The sequence below is a fragment of the Halalkaliarchaeum desulfuricum genome (assembly GCF_002952775.1).
GTDB classification, from domain to species: domain Archaea; phylum Halobacteriota; class Halobacteria; order Halobacteriales; family Haloferacaceae; genus Halalkaliarchaeum; species Halalkaliarchaeum desulfuricum.
In genome coordinates, this window is record NZ_CP025066.1 from 3,032,435 (window position 1) to 3,051,180 (window position 18,746).

Consider the following 18,746-nt stretch of genomic DNA (forward strand, 5'->3'; position numbering starts at 1 on the left):
TCGGGGCAGCCCCGTGGGGACTCTCGGCGTGGCTCCGCCGCGTCGACTCGTCGTTCGTGCGGTCGATGCGGCACAACGCCGGCGTCCGTCTGGGCGGTTCGATCGTGGCGGTGCTGACGATCGTTGCCGTCCTGGGGCCGGTCGTCTCCCCGTACGATCCGACAGCGCAGGTTCTCGACTCCCGGCTTGCGGCACCGTCGCTCGCCCACCCGCTGGGAACGGACGCGCTCGGCCGTGACGTCGCCACGCGACTCGTCTACGGTGCCCGCGTCTCGCTCGTGCTCGCGTTGGTAGCGACGGCGGTTCGGCTGGGCGTGGGAACCGCTGTCGGACTGGTCGCGGGCTATGCAGGCGGGGTCGTCGACGCGGCGCTCATGCGGCTCGTCGACATCCAACTGGCGTTTCCCGGGCTCGTGCTCGCTCTCGTCGTCGCCGGTGTGCTCGGCCCGAGTCTCACGAACGTCCTGATCGCCCTCTCTGTGGTCGGCTGGGCGTCCTACGCCCGTGTCGTCCGGGCGAACGTCCTGGCTGTGAAGGATCGGGCGTTCGTCGAATCCGCCCAGCTCTACGGGACGCCGCCGCGACGCGTCGCCCGCCGCCATCTGATGCCGAACGTCGTCAATCCGGTGCTCGTGCTGGCGACGATGAACCTCGGGTCGATCGTGCTGACCGCGGCCGGGCTCTCGTTTCTGGGGCTGGGCGCACAACCACCGACACCGGAGTGGGGAACGATGATCGCCGGCGGCCGCGAGTACCTCCGTACGGCCCCGTGGCTCGTCACGGCCCCGGGCGTGGCAATCATGGTCACCGTCATCGGATGCAACGTCTTCGGTGACGGTCTCCGGGACGTTCTCGACCCCGATCATCTCGGAAATCGTACCAGGAGGAAGCCAACGTGACCCTCACCGTCGAGAACCTTCACGTCCGGTTTCCGACGGGATCTGCCCCCGTCCGCGCGGTCAACGGCGCGTCCTTCGAAGTCGGGGACGGGGAGATCGTCGGGCTGGTCGGCGAAAGCGGCTGTGGGAAGTCGGTGACCGCCCGCTCGATCGTCAGGCTCGAAGCGCCCGGCGAGATCGCCCGTGGAACCATTACCTTCGATGGGACGGACCTGACGACCGCCGGGAAGCCGACACTGCGTCGGCTTCGCAACCGGGAGCTCGGGATCGTCTTCCAGCACCCTTCGGAGGCGCTGAACCCGGTCTACACCGTCGGCGAGCAGATCGCCGAGGCGCTTTGCGCCGATCGACAGCCGGACGATCAACCGGACAGTCGATCGCTCGTGGGAGCGCTGTTGTCCCGGGCGAGAACACGACTCGACACCGAACCTACCCGACACCGTGTCGTCGAGTTACTCGCGGAGGTCGGCATGCCCCAGCCCGCCGACCGCGTCGACGCCTATCCACACCAGCTCAGCGAGGGGATGTGCGAACGAGTGATGCTCGCGATCGCCCTCGCACGACGACCGTCCGTCCTCGTCGCCGACGAACCGACGACCGCGCTCGACACGACCACACAGGCCGCGATCCTGGATCGTCTCGCGACGCTCAACGAGTCGTTCGGGATGGGGATGCTCCTCATCAGCCACGATTTGGGCGTCGTGTCCCGAATCTGTGACCGTATCGTCGTCATGTACGAGGGGACCGTCGTCGAGACGGGACCGACCGGGGCGGTGCTGAGCGATCCGGTCCACCCGTACACCAAATCGCTGTTGGCGTGTCGTCCCGGCTGGACCGACCCCGGGAACCGACTGCCGACAGTCGGCGGCCGTCCCTCCTCCGAGACCGGGGGCGACGGCTGTGCGTTCGCTGACCGCTGTCCGGCCGCGGTCGAACACTGCCGGCGGTCGACGCCCCCGGTCGTCTCCGTGTCCGACGCCCACACCGTCCGCTGTGGGGTGTCCGACGCACGGGAAAGCCCCCTCCGGGCGCTTTCGAACCGCGGCGAGCGGGAGGATGTCCCCGGCGATACGACACATGCACGCAAATCGTCGGATGGGGGTTCGACCGCCCCGCCGGTCGAACTCGACGGAGTCACGAAATCCTTCCGCACCGACGACGGACTCTTGGCTCGGCTCCGCAAAACGACAGATCGGCTGACAGCAGTGTCGGACGTCTCGCTGAAACTCGAGGCCGGCGAGACCCTGACGCTGGTCGGCGAATCGGGATGCGGGAAAACGACGCTGGCGCGACTGATCGCCGGTCTCGAGACGCCCGACAGGGGAACCGTTCGGCTGCACGGCGAGCCGGTCGGTGGTGTCGAGTCCCGGCAGCCAGACCAGCTCGAAGCGGTCGGCGTCGTCTTCCAGAACCCCGCAACCAGCCTCAATCCCCGTCGAACCGTCCGTGCGGCGATCGCGGAACCGCTCGTCGAAGCCGGGTGGTCCCCCTCGCGTCGACAGGATCGCATCGAGAACCTCCTCGAACTGGTCGACCTCCGGCCGGACCACGCCGAGCGGTATCCGCGCCAGCTCTCGGGCGGGCAACGACAGCGCGTCGCGATCGCCCGTGCGCTCGCGCTCGAACCGTCGGTGCTCGTCCTCGACGAGCCGACGACCGCCCTGGACGTCTCGGTCCAGGCGCGGATCCTCAACCTGCTTTCGGACCTGCAGGCGGAACTCGGGGTGACGTATCTGTTCGTCACCCACGACCTCGAAGTCGCCCGTCACGTCGCCGACAGGGTCGCCGTGATGTATCTCGGGGCGCTTTTCGAGACCGGCCCGGCCGAACAGGTGCTCTCGGAACCGCGCCACCCCTATACCGGGACGCTGATGAGCGCCGCGCCGGGTACCGAAGGCGCCACAGTGGGCGACCTGGCGGGCGAGCCACCGGATCCGACGGAGCAGCCCGCCGGCTGTGCGTACCACGACCGGTGTCCGATCGCCGACGAGACGTGTGAAACGTCCCGACCACCGGTCGTCACCGTCGGCGACGGACGTTCGCGGTGCCATCACGTTGACGCGTGGTTCCGGTACCACTCGCGAACAAAAACGGGAACGAGAACGGACACAGTCGCGAACGACGACATCCGGACGGACACGGCCTCGAACGACAGGGTTCAAAAACGACAAACAAATGACTGATCTGACAGCAGGCGAATTCGACCGACGCACCGTCCTGCAAACGACCGCGGCCGCCGGCATCCTCGGCGTTGCCGGCTGTCTGGGTGGAGACGAGCGGGCGGCGTTACACGTCGGCTCACCGTGGGGCATCGACAGGGATCCCCTCGAATCCGGGTACGCCCTCCGTCGGGTCGGAATCACCGAAGCGCTGGTGGGCGTTTCTCACGACGTCGAACCGACCCCGAGCCTGGCGACCGACTGGGAGCAGGTCACACAGACGCGCTGGGAGTTCACGCTCCGGGAGGGCGTGACCTTCCACGACGGCCGGCAGCTCGATGCCCGGACTGCGCTCCCGTCGCTCCGTCGCGCCGCCAGCTCGAACGCGTTCGCCAACGTCCCGGTCCGGAGCGTCGAGGCCGTCGACGACGTGACGATCGCCATCGAAACCGAGACGCCGTTCGCGCCGCTTTTGGCTCACATGTCCCGCCACGAGGCGGTCGTGTTGAGTCCCGACGCCCTGGATGACGACCCAATCGAACCGATCGGGACCGGCCCGTTCGTTTTCGACTCGCTGGAGACCGGGGCCGAACTGCGTGCCCGAAGAAATGAGGAGTATCACGGCACGGTTCCGTCGGTCGAGTCTGTCCGATACGAGGTCGTCGAGGACGATCAGACCCGCCGGCTGAAACTCGAGAACGGCGAACTCGAGATGGCCCGCATCCTGCCCCAGGAGTTCGTCGCGGATCTGGAAGCGGCGGACGGGATCGACGTGTACACGCCGACGATCCCCCGGCTCCGGTTTCTGACGTTCGATACACAGTCCGCCCCGTTCGACGACAGCCGCGTTCGGCGGGCGGTCACCCACGGGATCGACAGGGCCGCGATCACCGAATCGGTCCTCGAGGGAATCGATGACCCGGTGGGCGAGCCGATCCCGCCGGTGATGTCCAGCTGGGCCGATCCCGACGTCGACGGACCGCAGTACGACCCGGAGCGAGCCGACGACCTGTTGTCGACCGCGGGATGGACGACGGGATCGGACGGGACCCGAACGAACGGAGACGAACGGCTGTCAGTCGACTGTTACACCTACGACGCCCGGAGCCTGCCCCTGATTGGCGAGGTGCTCCAGAGTCAACTCGCCGACATCGGAATCGAGTTCGAACTCGCGATCCTCGAGTACGGAACCATGGTCGATCGAATCTCCCGGGATCCGTTCGACGCGTATCTGACCTCCTGGAACTGGCATTATCCGGATCCGGACAGGCTCACCGACCTGTTTCACTCTGCGGGAGCGCTCCAGCACGGGTGGAACAACGACCGGGTGGATCGCCTGCTGGAGGAAGCCAGAGCGAGTTTCGATCCGGAAATTCGCCGACAGAAATACCACGCTGTCCAGTCGGCAGTCCTCGATGACGTGCCGATAGCCGTATTGACGGGCTACACGAACGTGATCGCGACATCGGCAGACGTCCGCGGTTACGACCCCCATCCGGCCGAGACGCAGTACGGGCTCGAACACGTCAATCTGGAGGGGAAATGAGTCATGACTGACAGGGATTCACCGGCGGAAACCAGCAAAACAGCGGTCGAACGCTACTGGGCTGGTCGAGCCGACGAATACGACAGTGACGGAATCTCCGGCATCCACAGCACAGACCAGCGTGACGCCTGGTTGGACCGGCTTCGGGCGTGGACGGGTGAACATCCCCGTGACGTCCTCGACGTCGGGTGTGGGACCGGCGTCATCTCGTTGTTGCTTTCGGATCTGGGCCACAACGTCACCGGAGTCGACATCGCCGCCGAGATGATCGACCGGGCCCGTTCGAAAGCCGACAGCCGGGAACTCTCGGCCGGTTTTTGCATCGGCGACGCGGTGTCGTTGCCGTTTCCGGACGATCGATTCGACGTGTTGACGGCCCGCTGCGGTTTCGCGACCTCGAATCGACCCTCGAGGTTCCCCCGAACACCCTCTCGACGCGGCTCGCCGAGTTGACCGACGCCGGACTGCTCTCGCGAACTGCCTACGACGAAGTTCCCCCGCGTGTGGAGTACGAACCGACCGAGAAGGCGCGGGCGCTGTTTCCCGCCTTCGGCCACCTCCACGTCTGGGCACACGAATACGAACTGGCGACGGAAACTGAGTGAGAAAACGAAAACCTACGTCGCCTCCGCCCTCTCGATCGCGTCCGAGACGCGGACTAACAGCGCCTCGATCTCCGGCCGGTCGAGCTCCCAGTCGGTCGGTGCGTGGTGATACGCCGACAGCACCGACTGCACCGCCTCGAGCTGTGCGAGCGTGAACGCTGTCTCGCCGTCGTCCAGGCGATCGAACGCCCGATACACCTCGATCGACGGGGGCCCCAGCTCCGGGGACTCCGCCGTGCGTTCTCGTTCGATCCGGTCGAGGAGCACGTGGTGTAGCGTCCACTGCTCCTCCCGTGGGATCGATACCGCGACCGACCGACCTGTGTGCTGTGAACTGGACATGACCTTCGATCTCGTGTTAGGCGTCCACCCCTACGTCATGCTCATTGTTAACTCTTACCACAGGTATCTCGAAAGATACTTCGGTCGGATCGGGTTCGGTTCCAGAAACGAGTCCGCGGGGACCGACTCGGGTTCGACTAGGAATCGGTTTCCTCGACGGGCGCCCCGCCGACGTTCTTCTGGACGCTTCCGAGCCCCTGTTTTGCCTTCTGTTTGGAGGCGTACCCCTGCCCCGAATCCGCGATGACGTTACCGTTCTCGTGGCGGAGCCGCCAGCGCCAGCGCCCCTCGACGTCCTCGAACAGTTCGAACGTCGCGTTGCTGCCGCCCTCGGGAGGTGCCTCCTCGTCTTTCGACTCGTCGACGACGAACGCGCCCGGAGCGTTGCGCCGGACGCTCTCCAGTCCCTGCTTGGCCTTCTGTTTGGATGCGTATCCCTCGCCGGAGTCGGCGATCACGTTGCCGTTGCGGTGGACGAGCCGCCAGCGGACGTTCCCACCCCTGTCCTCGTACACCTCGAAGCGAGCCTTGCTGGCGACGACGTCAGTCTCGATTTGTCCCCCGTCTTCGGGCCACTCGAGCCCGATGTCGAGGTGGATGTCGTCGCCATCCCGCGTGAGTTCGACCTCCATCTCCGCCTCCGCGGGCGGATCGATCGTCACGCTCTGGCCGTCGTCGATCGGGACCGCCTCGCCGCTCCGGAACCGATCGGCCAGCCGACCGAAGAACGTCGCCAGTCGGCCGCGCTTTTGTACCTCTGTAGACTCGTGGAGCGTCTCATCAGTCATACAGTTGACTGATCGGCGGGAGACTACAAGAAACACCAGGTCGGTCGGAGACTCGCGCGCCGAGGGACACCGGGCTAAATCGTGACGCCATTTTAAGTCTTTCGCGCAAGGGGACACGACCATGCGACGCGCCGCCCTCCATGCAGTGCTCGCCCTCCTGATCGGGATCGTCCACGCCGCCGTCGTGGTCGGGGTTGCGCTCCGATACGGCTACGACTACGGGCCCGGATCGCTGGCGCCGTCTGCGCTGGCGTGGCGCTACGGCGGGCTGGTGCTTTTGGGTGCGGTGCCGGCGTGGCTGGCGTTCGAGGATCGCCTGGCCTCGCCGCTTTTCGTCGTCGCCGTGATCGGCGGCTACGCGGTCGGGATGGAACTGGCACCGCCGGACCCGACGTTCGTTGACGTCGCCGATATCGAACCGGGCATCGACGAGCCGACCGGTCACACCGTCGTCGAGGACGGACTCTACATCGTCAAATACGTCGGGGCGTGGTACGTCTGGCTCGTCGGCGCCGTCCTCGCCGGGGTGTGGGAGCACGTCGCCCGGGCGCGCTCGGGTCGGGTTCCCGACCCGGGCGGGTGGTCGAGGCTGTCGTGGATCACGCGAACCACAACCCGAGAGGGTGCCCTCCGGGTCGCCCTCGCGGCCGGCGGACTCCACGCAGTCGCGTCGCTGGGCTATGCGGCCGGCTGGGGAATCTTCGGATCGCCATTGCTGTTGGTGTGGGGCGCGGTCGGCGGGGTTGCGCTTCTTGCGGTGCCGACGTATCTGCTCGTGCGCTTTGGACTCGTCTGGCCGCTCCCCGTCGCGATCGTCCTGTTTCTCAACAGTGTCCACACCCAGGCGTACGTCGCGGGCCCGAGCGATCCTCACGCACTGTACGTCGGGGCGTGGTTCTTCTTTCTCGGCCTCCCGCTGCTCGTCGCCGCCGGAGAAGTGGCCGCGAGGAAGTTTTTAGGGACGTTCGATGCGTACAACCGGATATGAGCGAGTTCACGTTCGATTCCGACAGCACCGCACTCGTTGTGGTGGACATGCAAAACGGCTTCTGTCATCCCGACGGGAGCCTCTATGCCCCAGGCAGCGAAGATGCGCTCGACCCAATCTCGACACTCCTGGACAGGGCCCGCGAGGCGGACACCCAGGTGGTGTTCACTCGGGATGTCCACCCACCCGAGCAGTTCGAGGACGCCCACTACTACGACGAGTTCGAGCAGTGGGGCGAACACGTGCTGGAGGGCTCCTGGGAGGCGGAGATCCACGACGACCTCGAGGTCAGACCCGAGGATCACGTCGTCGAGAAGCACACTTACGACGCCTTTTACCGGACCGAACTGGAGGGGTGGCTAAAGACGAGACACCTCCGGGACCTGGTGATCTGTGGGACACTGGCGAACGTCTGTGTGCTCCACACCGCCGGCAGCGCCGGACTGCGGGACTTCCGACCGGTGCTGGTCGAGGACGCGCTGGGTGCGATCGAAGCGGATCACCGAGAGTACGCCGTCGACCACGCCGACTGGCTGTTCGGCGAACGGACGACAGTCGAGGAAATCAGGTTTGGGGACTGACCGACAGGATCTCCCTGTACTGTGGCGACGTTCGGCGATGCGATCCAGAGAGGCTCACACTGTACACACGACAATAGCTAAGTAGATTGGCTCACAATGTACACACAATGAGCACCGACAAAAAGCGCGTTCAGTTTCGGGCACCACACCGACTCATCGATCGGACCGATGCCCTCGCAGAGGTTCTCGGGGAAGACCGGACAGATATTCTCGTAACAGCGCTGCGGGAATACCTTCAGGAGGCCACACACGACACCGCGCTCGTCCAGGAGATTGCGGCCGCCTACTACGACGACGAGATTTCCTTCCAACAACTCGAATCGCTCGTCGGTGCCGAAGAGGCGGCGAACCTCCGCGTGTTGAAACAGCAGTTGGATGCAGACTTCATCGACGAGGTCGCCGACGCATAGATGACGACGCTCGTCGCAGACGCCTCCGCTCTCGTCAGTCTCGGAGTTGTCGCCGACGCGGAACCCGAACCGCTCGCGCTGTGTCTGGCTCGCTACGAAGTCGTCGTCCCGGCAGTTGTTCTCGAAGAGCTCCAGGAGATCTCCTCGTACGATGACGCACACGGTCGTGCCGCAACTGTTGTCCTCGATCGAACAGATGTTCTCGACGTTCAGTCGGTCGAACTCGACGTCGGGTTTCCGCTCGACGACGGAGAGAACGCTGCTGTCACTCTCGCGAACGAACTCGGTGCTGGACTCCTCCTCTGTGACGAATTCTCACAACTCGGGTTGATCCACGCGTCGCTTTCGGATACCAGGCTCGTGACGACACCGACGCTGCTTTCGGTACTCGTTCGAACCGATCGGCTGTCCGTCACCGATGCTCGTACACTCCTCGACGAGATCAGTGATGCCCGCAGCTGGGAGGCGAACAGCTACGTTCGACGGGCTCGTTCGTTGTTCGAAGGGTCCTGACAGCAACCGTATCCCTAGCCGTCGAACCCGTCTTCCCATCGGAACCGCCCGTCGCGCTGGATCACCTCGCCATCGACCGATAGTGTCGCATCCTCGTCCATGCCAGTTATCAGGTCGACGTGGACCGCCGAGTCGTTGCCCGACTCGCCCTCCGGGAGGCAGGCGTCGTACGCCCGCCCGAGCGCCAGGTGGACCGTCTCGCCCATCTTCTCGTCGAACAGGATGTTGTCCGTGTAGCGGTCGATCCCGCGATTCATCCCGATCCCGAGTTCGCCGAGACGGCGGGCGCCATCGTCGGTTTCGAGGATCGACGCCAGTTCCGCCTCGTTCTCCCCGGCGGAGAAATCGACAACTTCGCCGCCCTCGAAGGTCAAGTGCACGTCCCGCAGGCGCTTGCCGTTGATCGTCATCGGCACGTCGAAGGACACCTCGCCCTCGGTCGCCGCCGGCGCGGTGAACACCTCGCCGGAGGGCAGGTTGTGCGAGTCGTACGCCACCGACGCACAGGAGTTGACCGCGGTGCGTCCCTCGATCGACATCGTCAGATCGGTCCGCTCCTTTCGGAGCGTGACTTCGCTTCCCGCGTCCAGGATCTCCTTCAGTTGCTGCATCTCCTCGGCCAGCGCCTCCCAGTCGCGCAACACCGCGTCGTAGACGAACTCCCGGTACTCCTCGTATGCCATCCCCGCCTGCTGGGCCAGCGACCGGGTCGGATGGACGGTCGACACCCAGTCGGTCGCCATCCGGGCCTCGCGGATCCCCTTCCGGGCCCGCGAGTGCGCCTGCTTGCGGTCGGGGGGAACGTCCGCCATCGCGGCCGTGTTCCGTCCGCCGCCGAGGCGCAACACCACGTCGGCCGCCTCGTACAGCGCGAGTTCGTGGTCCGGGTCCGGCTCGAACTCCCCGTCGTGCGCCTGCAGGTACGCCCGCGTCAGCTCGTCGGAGGCGTAGGTGAACATCGGGTTGGCCCCGCGCTCGCCCAACGTTTCGGCGACTGCCTCCGCCAGATCGTGGGCATCCTCGGCGACCGAGACCACGACGTCGTCGCCCGGTTCGATCCGGGCGCTCCAGTCGACCAAAAGCTGTGCGTGTTCGGAGACGCGCTCGTCCATGTATCTGCTGTGTGCTCCCGACGATTAGGGCGTGGCGATCCGATGTCGACGGTACGCTTCGTCACGCCAACGGCGTGCGTTCGACGACGGTCCCGTCGACGGTGGGGTACTGTTCGACGATTTCCCCGTCCGCGAGATCGCCCTCCTCGATCATCTCCTCGAGCAGCCACCAGGCGATTTCGACGTGGTTCCGCTTTGCGGCATAAAACTCCTCGGGGACGCCCAGTTGCTCGAACCGTTCGGGATCCGTGCGGGTCTTCCCGTAGACGATGGTGCCGTCGTCGGTCACCTCGTCGAACTCCCGGCGAATGTTTCTGGCCATCCGTTTGAGCCGGTTGCGGTGCTGGGCGGCGTCCTTGAACACGCTGGTACAGAAGTAGACGCGCTCGTGGGCGGCCATCTCCTCGAGGATCGCGTTCTTCGATCCGTCGACGGCGGACATGTGCCCCTCCTGGAGCTCGAACCCCTCCTGTTGCATCCGGCGGTAGTTCCCCTGACTCATCTCGAATTCGTTTACGTTGCAAAACTCCGCGGCGCCCTCGTCGAGAAACTCCAGGAACTCCGGCTCCGCGCGGATTCCCGGGATCTCGAAGGCCGGGGTGATCCCCTCCTCACGGGCGATATAGAGGATCTCTTCCCACTCGGTGCCGTGGAGGTCGCCCCACAGTTCGAGCGGGGGGTGAAACCGGATCTCGTCGAGACCGGCTTCCGCGAGCCGGCGCATGTTCTCCCGCCCGCCGGTGATCCCGGTGTACAGGTGGATGTGGTGATCCTCGCCGAACTCGTCTTTCAAAAGGCGGATGTAGTGGCAAGTCCGCTCCATCGCCTCCTGGGGTTCGCCGCCGGTGACCGACGAGCCTAGCGCGTCCATCAGCCGGGCCTCTTCGAGAACGTCCTCGTCGGACTCGACGAGCCGCTCGTTGGCGTACACGTCCGTGACGTTCTTGCGGTTCTCCCCGAGTGGACAGTAAAAGCAGTCGCGCTGGTCGCAGTACCCGTATACGAAAAGCACCAGCTTCCCGCCTTTGGCGCACTGCTCGCAGCCCTCGGAGATCATGAAGTAACCGTGTTAGCGGCTCGGAGACCAAAAAGCGTGCGAAATCGGTTCCGGAAATCCGACCTGTCGCGGACCGCCTGCCGTGCGGCGAGTGTTGCCGGCGGCGCCGACAACGGACGCGTGTTGCCGGTGCGGGTGGCCCTTTATCCGGCTCGTCCCGAGGGGAACCCGTGAGCCAGAAACAGAAACAATCCGACCGCGACTCCGTACCGACCTTCGGCGTGACTGCAACCGCCGAAACCGCCACGAAAACGACTGTCGAAGCCCGCGAGTTCGAGTTCGTCATCGACGAACCCGAGGAGCTCGGCGGCGAGAACGACGGACCAAATCCCGTCGAATATCTGGCGGGATCGCTGGCCGGCTGTCTGAACGTCGTCTGCCACCTCGTCGCCGACGAGTACGGCATCGAGATCGACGACCTCGAATTCGAGATCGAAGGCGCACTCGACCCCTCGAAACTGCTCGAGGACGCCGCGGGCGTCCGGGCGGGCTACCAGGGGCTTCGCGTGGAGATCACGGCGACGACCGACGCCGACGAGGCCACCCTCCAGAAGTGGCTCGCAGCCGTGGAGGATCGCTGTCCAGTGACCGACAACGTCGCCAACGAGACGCCGGTCGCGATCGAACTGACGACGCGATAACCGAGTTCTTTCTGCCGTCGACTACGCTTTGTCGCGATCGGTGAACTACTGTGGAGAAGAGATGGATAACTCGACCAGCAGGACCTCGGGAGCGGAGGTTGGTAGGCAAATTATACACAATTCCGGAGCAGCTTCCGGGATGTGCCCCTTCGTTATACGGCCTTTTATTAGCCCTTGTCGAACCAGGTATTGCAATCAAAGCACAATATTTTAATACCACATCTTACAATAGTCTTGTATGGCAATGGGTACATCGACCAAGAACGTGTTCGATTACGAGTGGGAGTATTCACCGCGGGTGACGACCCTTTTCGGGGTTTTCACCGCTGTAGCGCTTGTTGGCTGGCTGGTGACGGTTGTGCTGACGTCGATTCACATGTTCGCACTGCCTGCAATTCCGGCCGACGCGCCGGTGCAGGGTAGCATCGAGGTGATCACGAGTTCGTGGGCGTACGTGTTCGGCATCCCGCTGGCGACGCTGGGCGGGTTCTACTACCTGACCACGATCGGGCTGGCGCTGTGGTGGTTCGACACCCGGCACCCGCTGATCATCAAGATCCTCACGCCGATCACCGCCTCCGGCGTCCTGGCGTCGGCGTACTTCGTGTGGCTCCAGCTGGTCCCGATCGGCGAGATCTGCCCGTTCTGCATGATGTCAGCAAGCGCGACGGTGATCCTGTTCGGGCTCGAACTGGGCATCCTCCGGATCAGTGACACCCCGTCGCTGGGGAGCATGCTCGGCGACTTTGGGACGGTCATCGGCGCCACCCGGTTCTCGCAGATCCTCGTTCCGGTCGTGATCGGGGTGTTGACGATCCTCGGAATGTTCATTGTTCCGATGCTTCCGCTCCCGGATCCGGTCCCGTTCGTCTGATCGACCGAACTGCAACCTGTTTTCGATAGGAAAGTGTAAACCGGCCGGTCAGCTACTACCGTTGTGGCGAGTCCGTTACGATTCAGGTACGCCCCCGGTTCCTGGAGCCCCGGCCGCGTCGAGTCGGAACTCTACCGGCCGCTGGATGCGAACCTGGGAGCCGAAAGCGGACGACCGTGGTTCAAACCGCCGTCGGGCTACCAGGCGCGCCGGTTCGAGATGGAAAACGGCGACGTCGCGCTGTTTTGCTGGGGGAGCGACGACGGGCCGGAGGGGACCGACGGCGGCCCCGCCGGATACTGGATGGGGAACACCGAGACCCCACAGCGGCTCTGGAAGACCGAGAAGTACGGGTTCGAGGAGGTCCCGGAGCCGATCAGCGAGTGGGCCGAGAAGGAATTGACGGCCCAGCTTCACGAGGAGTCGCCGTGGCTCGAGCCGTATCCCCACCTGTCGTGGTTCTTCCTGCCGGTGTTCCTCTCGAAGGACGGCCGGGAGACCACCAGGGAGTTCTTCCGCGACCACGCCGCCGGCTTCCCCGATGCGACCCGCGAGGAGGGGCTCGCCTTTTATGAATCCGTGCTGTCGACCGGCGCGCTCGACCCGTACCGGGAGACGATGGCCGGCAAGCTCGGCACCTCCAAACAGCTGGACCTCACCCGGATGCGGGCGGCGATGGGGGAGTTCGACGCCGCCAAACTCCTGATCGACGCCGGCTACGAGATCACCCCCGAGATCCCGGTGACGACGGGGCATTCGCTCGATTACCGGGCCGAGAAGTCGGGAACCGAACCGACGCTGGTGGAGGTCACCCGGCCGCTTCCCCCCAGCCGACGGGCCGCCTCCACCCCCGTCGCCGCGGTGCGGGACACCGCCGAGACGAAAACGAGCGGCCAGCTGGAGGCCCACGCCGGCGGCGTCACCCTGTTCGTCGACTGCACGTCGTTCCCCGACGACGCCTGGGCGTCGGTGCTCGCCGAGAAGCCGGAAGTACGACACCGACCCGCCGTCGTCTTCAGGTTCCGGCCCGACGGCCGGGTCGAGGGCTACCGGAAGGGCGCGGCGCTCGACCTCGGCGGCGCGATCTGATCGACGCGACTCCCCGCTCGATTCCCGAAACGTCGGATCGCTCCCGATTCATCAACTTATAACACACGGTGCGTCGAAGCCCGAACTATGGTCGATAGTGACACCACCGACGAGGAGTTCCTGCTGCTCAACCCCGGCCCCGTCCCGGTGACCGAGGACGTGCTGGCGTCGATGACCGAGCCGATGGTCTCTCACCGATCTGCCGACTTCGAGGCGACCTACGAGCGCGCACAGGAGGGCCTCGATGCGGTGTTCACCCGATCGACACTCGACGGAACCTCGACCAGCGATGCGGGCACGAGCCTGATCCTCAACGGCACCGCCACGATGGGGATGGAAGCGGCCGTCGCAAACGTGATCGACGAGGGCGACACGGTGGTCGCGCTTGTCAACGGGAAGTTCGGCCGGCGGTTCGCCCGGATCGCCGACCGCTACACCGACGACGTCACCCGCGTGGAGGCGACGTGGGGCGAGTCGATCCCGCTTTCGGCCGTCCGGGAGGCGGTCGACGACGACACCGACCTGGTGACGATGGTGCACAACGAGACTTCCACGGGACTGTTGAACCCCGTCGCCGAGGTCGGGGAGATCGCCAAAGACCACGACGCGTGCTTCGTCGTCGACGGCGTCACGAGCATCGGCGGGGACGTCTTCCGAATCGACGACTGGAACGTCGACGTCGCCGTCACCGACGCCCAGAAGGCGCTTGGCGCACCGCCGGGCGTCAGCGCGATGTACGTCACCGAACGCGCAAAAGCGGCCATCGACGGCGAGTCGGCGCCCTTCTACGAGGACCTCGACTGGCACCTCCGGAAGGCCGACCAGCACCAGACCCCCTTCACGTCGGCGGTGCCGCTGTTCCGGGCACTCGCGGTCGCCGTCGAAGAGATCACCGACGAGGGAATGGGCGACCGGATCGAACGCCACCGCCGACAGGCGGCAGCGTTCCGCGAGGGTTTTACCGCGATGGGGCTGGAGCTGTTCGCGGACGCCGAGGGGCCCACCGAACTGTCCAACACCGTCACCGCCGTGGCGCTGCCAACCGAACTCCGCGAGGCCGATCCAGACGAGTTCTTCGCCGCCGTAAAGGAGCGAAACGTCTCGATTTCCGGGGGACAGGCCCATCTGGGTGGGCAGATCTTCCGGGTGTCGAACATGGGATCGCTCTCGTCGGCACAGATCCTCCGTGGCGTCCGCACCGTCGGCGAAGCGATGACGGACGTCGGGATCGACGTCGACATCGACGCCGGCCTCGATGCCGCGAACGCGGAACTCGAGTAGCGCCGATCACGTCGACTCGTCCGGCGGCACCGCGAGCACGGGAACCGACGACCGCCGGAGCACTCGTTCGGTCGTGCTCCCGGCGTGCCGGAACCGGTCGAAGCCGCTTCGGCCGCAGGTTCCCATGACGATCAGGTCGGCGTCGATCCCCTCCGTGAACCCGACGATCTGCTCGGCAGGCTGTCCTCGCCGGAGATGTTTCTCCACCTCGACCCCGGCTTCTGCACCCATGTCGCCGACCGTATCGAGAGCGTCCTCTCCTTCCGCCTCCTGCCGTTCGACGACGATGTCCCAGTCGCCCGGGCGACCGATCCCCTGATCGACGACGTATACGGCGTGGACGGTCGCCCCGGACTCGGCCGCGAGGTCGATCGCCCGCTCGACGCCCCTGTTCGCGCAAGGGCTCCCCTCCGTCGCCACCACGATCCGGTCGTAAGCCATGTCTAGGAGTTCGGCGCTACTTATAAAAAGATGATCCAGGACGGTTGGGAGACTCGGCGACCGAGCGACGGCGGACGATCCCGGTCAGTCGTCGGTGAGGCCGGCGAATTTTCCGATCAATCGTCCGCGGGCGCGGTGCCCTCGTCGCCCATCGAGACGCCGGTTCCCGGTCCGATGTCGATACCGAGCGCCTCGAGCTTCTCGTCGGGGACGACGCCGTCGACCCACTCGCGGTGTTCGTAGTACTCTTCTTTCATCTCCTCGAGTTCACACAGCTCGCCCTCCGAGCCGCCCTGGCCCGGGATGGCGTCCTCGTGGCCCTTCACGAACCGACCCGGCAGGGAGTCGTCGGCGGCGTCGAAGCCGTTGAGGTTGTTGTAGTAGCGCTCGAGGTTGTAGATGCGCTCGCCGGCCTCGAACAGTTCGTCCTCCGAGAGGTCGCGGCCGGTCATGCCGTTGTACTGGAGGACGTACTCTTCGATCCCCTCCGCGAAGGCGTTGAACTTGCAGATGTCGAAGCTGTCGGAGATCGCGTGCAGGTCCTGGAAGGTGGCGGTGAGTTCGCCTTTGCCCTCCCACTCGTAGGGGTCGACCTTCTCGGGGATGCCCAGGATCTCTGCGGCCGGGGTGTACCCACGAAGGTGACAGGCACCGCGGTTCGAGGTGGCGTAGCCGATCCCCATCCCCTTCATGCAGCGTGGGTCGTAGGCGGGGATGCCCTGACCCTTCACCGTCATCGCGATCGTCGGGTCGCCGAACTCCTCGGCGGCGCCGGCGGCCCCCTTCGCGAGGGCGTCGGCGAGGTCGTCCTCGCGACGAGCGATGCGCTCGACCATGTCGATCATCGCGTCGGCGTCGCCCCAGTCGATCCCCTCCTCGATGAGGCCCTCCTCGGTGGCCTCCATCGCCATCGAGAGGGTGTTGCCGGTCTCGATGGAGTCGATGCCCATGTCGTTACAGCGGTCCATGATGACCGCCGTCTTGGCGGCGTCGTCGTTCAGCGAGTTCGGCCCCAGCGACCAGGCGGGCTCGTACTCGAACGACTCCATGTGGACGTTCAGCTCCTCGCCTTTGTGCATCGTCTGCACCTCGACCTCCTTCTTGCAGGCGACCGGACAGGAGTGACACGTCGGCTCGTCGACGAGGATGTTCTCCCGGACGTGCTCGCCGGAGACCTTCTCGGCGTCGGAGTCGGTGTCGAAGTCCTCGCGGGCGCTCTTTGTGGAGGTGTACCGGCCGTTCTTGACGGGCAGGCCGTCCATCTCCTCGGTGATGTTCATCAGGACGTTCGTCCCGTACACCGAGAGGCCGCCCTCGTTGGGCGCGGTGACGTCCGACTCCCGGACCACCTGCATCGCCTGCTGTGCCCCCTCCTGGAACGTCTCCGCATCGGCGGGCTTGGGCATCCGCGTGCCGGACTTGACGACGACCGCTTTCAGCTTCTTGTCGCCCATCACGGCACCGGTGCCGCCGCGCCCGGACGCGCGGTCGTCCTCGTTCATGATGCAGGCGTACCGAACGCCGTTCTCGCCGCCCGGCCCGATCGCCATCACGCTGAGGTTTTTGCCGATCTCGCCGTCGACCTCCTCGCCGAGCGTTTCGATCGTCTCGTGGACGCCTTTACCCCAGACGTGGCTGGCGTCGCGCAGTTCGAGCTCGCCGTCCTCGACGACCGCGTAGACGGGATCGTCGCTGCGGCCGTCGAACAGCAGCCCGTCGACGCCGGCCCACTTCAGCCGGGCGCCCGACCAGCCGCCGTGATGCGAGTCGGTGACCGTCCCCGTCAGCGGGGATTTTGTCACGACCGCGATCCGGCCGCTCATGACCGCCTGCGAACCCGTCAGCGGGCCGTTCATGAAGCACAGCCGGTTCTCCGGGCTCAGCGGCTCGACTTCCGGATCCTTCTCGAACATGTACCGCACGCCCAGCCCGCGAGCGCCGATGTATTTCTCCGCGTACTCGTCGTCGATTCCTCGGTAGTTCACGTCGCCTCCGGAGAGGTCGACCTCTACCACGTTGTCCCTGAATCCACCGTACTCTGTCATTGTAACGTACGTCTATTACGTTGGATCGGCAGCATGTTAGCTATTGCTTCGGAAGTGTAACTCTCACCGGTTACGGGAACGCGAAAGAACGCGAATACCACTATCGAAATACGTTACTCGAAACGGTCGGAAACCGGCTGGACAGCCCCGAGAGATACCGAACGGGTCCGGGCGGCCATCGCGAAGCAACGAGGACCGACGACGACACGGCTTTACGGCGTCGCTCCCACCGTCCGACAATGAGCGAAACGAGCCCCGAAAGCCACGAGGAGGGGCGCGGGATGGACGCCCACAACCGGGTGATGCGCGAGATCCGCGCCCGCCGGGACGAGACGTACGACCCCCACGAGCCGACGCGGGTGTGGCTCGACGAGGACAACACCCCTGACGGCGTCTACCAGTCGCTGACGATCATCCTCAACACCGGCGGCTGCCGGTGGGCGCGGGCGGGCGGTTGCACCATGTGCGGCTACGTCGCCGAGTCCGTCGAGGGCGGCTCCGTGAGTCACGAGGCGCTGGTCGATCAGCTCGAGGTCTGTCTGGAGTACGAGCGCGAAAACGCCGATGAACCCGCCGGCCTGATCAAGATCTACACCTCCGGCTCCTTTCTCGACGAGCGGGAGGTGCCCGCCGAGACCCGGAAAACCATCGCCGAGGCGTTCGCCGACCGCGACCGGATCGTCGTCGAATCGCTGCCGGACTTCGTCGACCGGGAGAAGCTCGCGGACTTCACCGACCGCGGGCTCGAAACAGACGTCGCCGTCGGCCTCGAAACTGCGACCGACCGGGTTCGACGCGACTGCGTCAACAAGTACTTCGACTTCGCCGACTTCGAGGATGCCTGCGGGGAGGCGGCGGCCGCCGGCGCCGGCGTGAAAGCGTACCTCCTCATGAAGCCGCCGTTCCTCGCGGAGCCGGAGGCCGCAGACGACATGATCGACTCGATCGAGCGGTGCGCGACGGTCGACCCCTGCCACACCGTCTCCATGAACCCGTGTAACGTCCAGCGGTACACGATGGTCGAAGAGCTGTACTACGCCGACGGCTACCGGCCGCCGTGGCTGTGGTCGGTCGCACACGTGCTCGAGGAGACCGCCGACGTCGACGCGATCGTCGTCTCCGATCCGGTCGGCCACGGCTCCGATCGGGGCCCGCACAACTGCGGCGACTGCGACGACCGCGTGCAGACGGCGATCAAGGACTTCGGCCTCCGACAGGACCCGTCGGTGTTCGAGCAGGTCTCCTGTGAGTGCGAGTCGACCTGGGAACTGGTGATGGAAGCGGAGACGGCATACAACATGCCGCTGGTCGGGTGAGGCGAACGAACGGGGAGACGATTACTAAGGGTTTATAAGCAGTTGAATTAGTGCGCTCG

Annotated in this window: 20 protein-coding genes; 14 read left to right on the top strand and 6 right to left on the bottom strand. The window is 65.4% G+C overall.

The window, feature by feature from the left end; all coding sequences use genetic code 11:
* Window positions 1-65 precede the first annotated feature (65 nt).
* From nikC to AArcSl_RS15080, 5 genes are read left to right on the top strand one after another with little or no spacing between them, the layout of a single operon-like run.
* Window positions 66-899: a nickel transporter permease gene (nikC, locus tag AArcSl_RS15060; RefSeq protein WP_119822031.1), complete on the top strand. Its 834-nt coding sequence runs from the start codon at window positions 66-68 to the stop codon at window positions 897-899.
* Window positions 896-3,082: a dipeptide ABC transporter ATP-binding protein gene (locus tag AArcSl_RS15065; RefSeq protein ID WP_119821052.1), complete on the top strand. Its 2,187-nt coding sequence runs from the start codon at window positions 896-898 to the stop codon at window positions 3,080-3,082. Before nikC ends, AArcSl_RS15065 begins: the two co-directional genes overlap by 4 nt.
* Window positions 3,075-4,604 (top strand): ABC transporter substrate-binding protein, encoded by a 1,530-nt coding sequence (locus AArcSl_RS15070; protein ID WP_119821054.1) that lies wholly within the window; start codon window positions 3,075-3,077, stop codon window positions 4,602-4,604. The genes AArcSl_RS15065 and AArcSl_RS15070 overlap by 8 nt, the downstream gene beginning before the upstream one ends.
* A 3-nt stretch (window positions 4,605-4,607) precedes the next feature.
* Window positions 4,608-5,057: a class I SAM-dependent methyltransferase gene (locus AArcSl_RS15075; protein WP_119821056.1), complete on the top strand. Its 450-nt coding sequence runs from the start codon at window positions 4,608-4,610 to the stop codon at window positions 5,055-5,057.
* Complete coding sequence (locus tag AArcSl_RS15080) at window positions 4,985-5,209, top strand: winged helix-turn-helix transcriptional regulator (protein ID WP_245883448.1); 225 nt, start codon at window positions 4,985-4,987, stop codon at window positions 5,207-5,209. Before AArcSl_RS15075 ends, AArcSl_RS15080 begins: the two co-directional genes overlap by 73 nt.
* Window positions 5,210-5,221: 12 nt before the next feature.
* Here the strand turns inward: AArcSl_RS15080 and AArcSl_RS15085 are convergent, their stop codons facing one another.
* Window positions 5,222-5,551, bottom strand: a complete 330-nt coding sequence (locus tag AArcSl_RS15085) for a DUF7853 family protein (RefSeq protein ID WP_119821058.1) — start codon at window positions 5,549-5,551, stop codon at window positions 5,222-5,224.
* A gap of 137 nt (window positions 5,552-5,688) precedes the next feature.
* Window positions 5,689-6,339 carry an HVO_2922 family protein gene (locus AArcSl_RS15090; RefSeq protein ID WP_119821060.1) on the bottom strand — a complete coding sequence of 217 codons (651 nt, stop codon included), beginning with the start codon at window positions 6,337-6,339 and terminating at the stop codon, window positions 5,689-5,691.
* A 121-nt stretch (window positions 6,340-6,460) separates the two neighbouring features.
* Here AArcSl_RS15090 and AArcSl_RS15095 point away from each other — a divergent pair, with 121 nt between their 5' ends.
* The 4 genes from AArcSl_RS15095 to AArcSl_RS15110 all read left to right on the top strand — a co-directional run bounded on the left by AArcSl_RS15095 (window position 6,461) and on the right by AArcSl_RS15110 (window position 8,831).
* On the top strand, window positions 6,461-7,327 hold the full coding sequence (locus AArcSl_RS15095) for a hypothetical protein (protein ID WP_119821063.1): 867 nt from the start codon (window positions 6,461-6,463) through the stop codon (window positions 7,325-7,327).
* The gene (locus AArcSl_RS15100) at window positions 7,324-7,908 is read left to right on the top strand and encodes a cysteine hydrolase family protein (protein ID WP_119821065.1); all 585 of its coding nucleotides are present in this window, start codon (window positions 7,324-7,326) and stop codon (window positions 7,906-7,908) included. Before AArcSl_RS15095 ends, AArcSl_RS15100 begins: the two co-directional genes overlap by 4 nt.
* A 107-nt stretch (window positions 7,909-8,015) precedes the next feature.
* Complete coding sequence (locus AArcSl_RS15105; RefSeq protein WP_119821067.1) at window positions 8,016-8,318, top strand: hypothetical protein; 303 nt, start codon at window positions 8,016-8,018, stop codon at window positions 8,316-8,318.
* Complete coding sequence (locus tag AArcSl_RS15110) at window positions 8,319-8,831, top strand: YlaK family protein (RefSeq protein WP_119821069.1); 513 nt, start codon at window positions 8,319-8,321, stop codon at window positions 8,829-8,831. It abuts the gene before it with no gap.
* Window positions 8,832-8,845: 14 nt separating this feature from the next.
* Here AArcSl_RS15110 and AArcSl_RS15115 read toward each other — a convergent pair whose 3' ends face one another.
* Window positions 8,846-9,943 (bottom strand): aminopeptidase, encoded by a 1,098-nt coding sequence (locus AArcSl_RS15115; protein WP_119821071.1) that lies wholly within the window; start codon window positions 9,941-9,943, stop codon window positions 8,846-8,848.
* A 61-nt stretch (window positions 9,944-10,004) separates the two neighbouring features.
* Entirely contained in the window at window positions 10,005-11,000 is a 996-nt protein-coding gene (locus AArcSl_RS15120; RefSeq protein ID WP_119821073.1) for a radical SAM protein, read from the bottom strand.
* 170 nt (window positions 11,001-11,170) lie between these two features.
* Between AArcSl_RS15120 and AArcSl_RS15125 the strand changes: the two genes are divergently transcribed.
* The 4 genes from AArcSl_RS15125 to AArcSl_RS15140 all read left to right on the top strand — a co-directional run bounded on the left by AArcSl_RS15125 (window position 11,171) and on the right by AArcSl_RS15140 (window position 14,885).
* Window positions 11,171-11,641 carry an OsmC family protein gene (locus tag AArcSl_RS15125; RefSeq protein ID WP_119821075.1) on the top strand — a complete coding sequence of 157 codons (471 nt, stop codon included), beginning with the start codon at window positions 11,171-11,173 and terminating at the stop codon, window positions 11,639-11,641.
* A gap of 244 nt (window positions 11,642-11,885) precedes the next feature.
* Window positions 11,886-12,515: a vitamin K epoxide reductase family protein gene (locus AArcSl_RS15130; RefSeq protein WP_119822033.1), complete on the top strand. Its 630-nt coding sequence runs from the start codon at window positions 11,886-11,888 to the stop codon at window positions 12,513-12,515.
* 63 nt (window positions 12,516-12,578) lie between these two features.
* Window positions 12,579-13,604 carry a DUF5784 family protein gene (locus tag AArcSl_RS15135; RefSeq protein ID WP_119821077.1) on the top strand — a complete coding sequence of 342 codons (1,026 nt, stop codon included), beginning with the start codon at window positions 12,579-12,581 and terminating at the stop codon, window positions 13,602-13,604.
* Between the two features lie 87 nt (window positions 13,605-13,691).
* Window positions 13,692-14,885 (top strand): pyridoxal-phosphate-dependent aminotransferase family protein, encoded by a 1,194-nt coding sequence (locus AArcSl_RS15140; RefSeq protein ID WP_119821079.1) that lies wholly within the window; start codon window positions 13,692-13,694, stop codon window positions 14,883-14,885.
* A gap of 6 nt (window positions 14,886-14,891) precedes the next feature.
* Here AArcSl_RS15140 and AArcSl_RS15145 read toward each other — a convergent pair whose 3' ends face one another.
* A complete protein-coding gene (locus tag AArcSl_RS15145) occupies window positions 14,892-15,326 on the bottom strand; it encodes a universal stress protein (protein WP_119821081.1) in 435 nt (144 codons plus the stop codon).
* Window positions 15,327-15,442: 116 nt separating this feature from the next.
* Complete coding sequence (locus AArcSl_RS15150; RefSeq protein ID WP_119821083.1) at window positions 15,443-17,371, bottom strand: aldehyde ferredoxin oxidoreductase family protein; 1,929 nt, start codon at window positions 17,369-17,371, stop codon at window positions 15,443-15,445.
* A 239-nt stretch (window positions 17,372-17,610) separates the two neighbouring features.
* On the opposite strand from AArcSl_RS15150, the gene AArcSl_RS15155 reads away from it, so the two are divergent.
* Window positions 17,611-18,687, top strand: coding sequence for an archaeosine biosynthesis radical SAM protein RaSEA (locus AArcSl_RS15155; protein ID WP_119821085.1), 1,077 nt, complete (start codon window positions 17,611-17,613; stop codon window positions 18,685-18,687).
* Window positions 18,688-18,746: the final 59 nt, after the last annotated feature.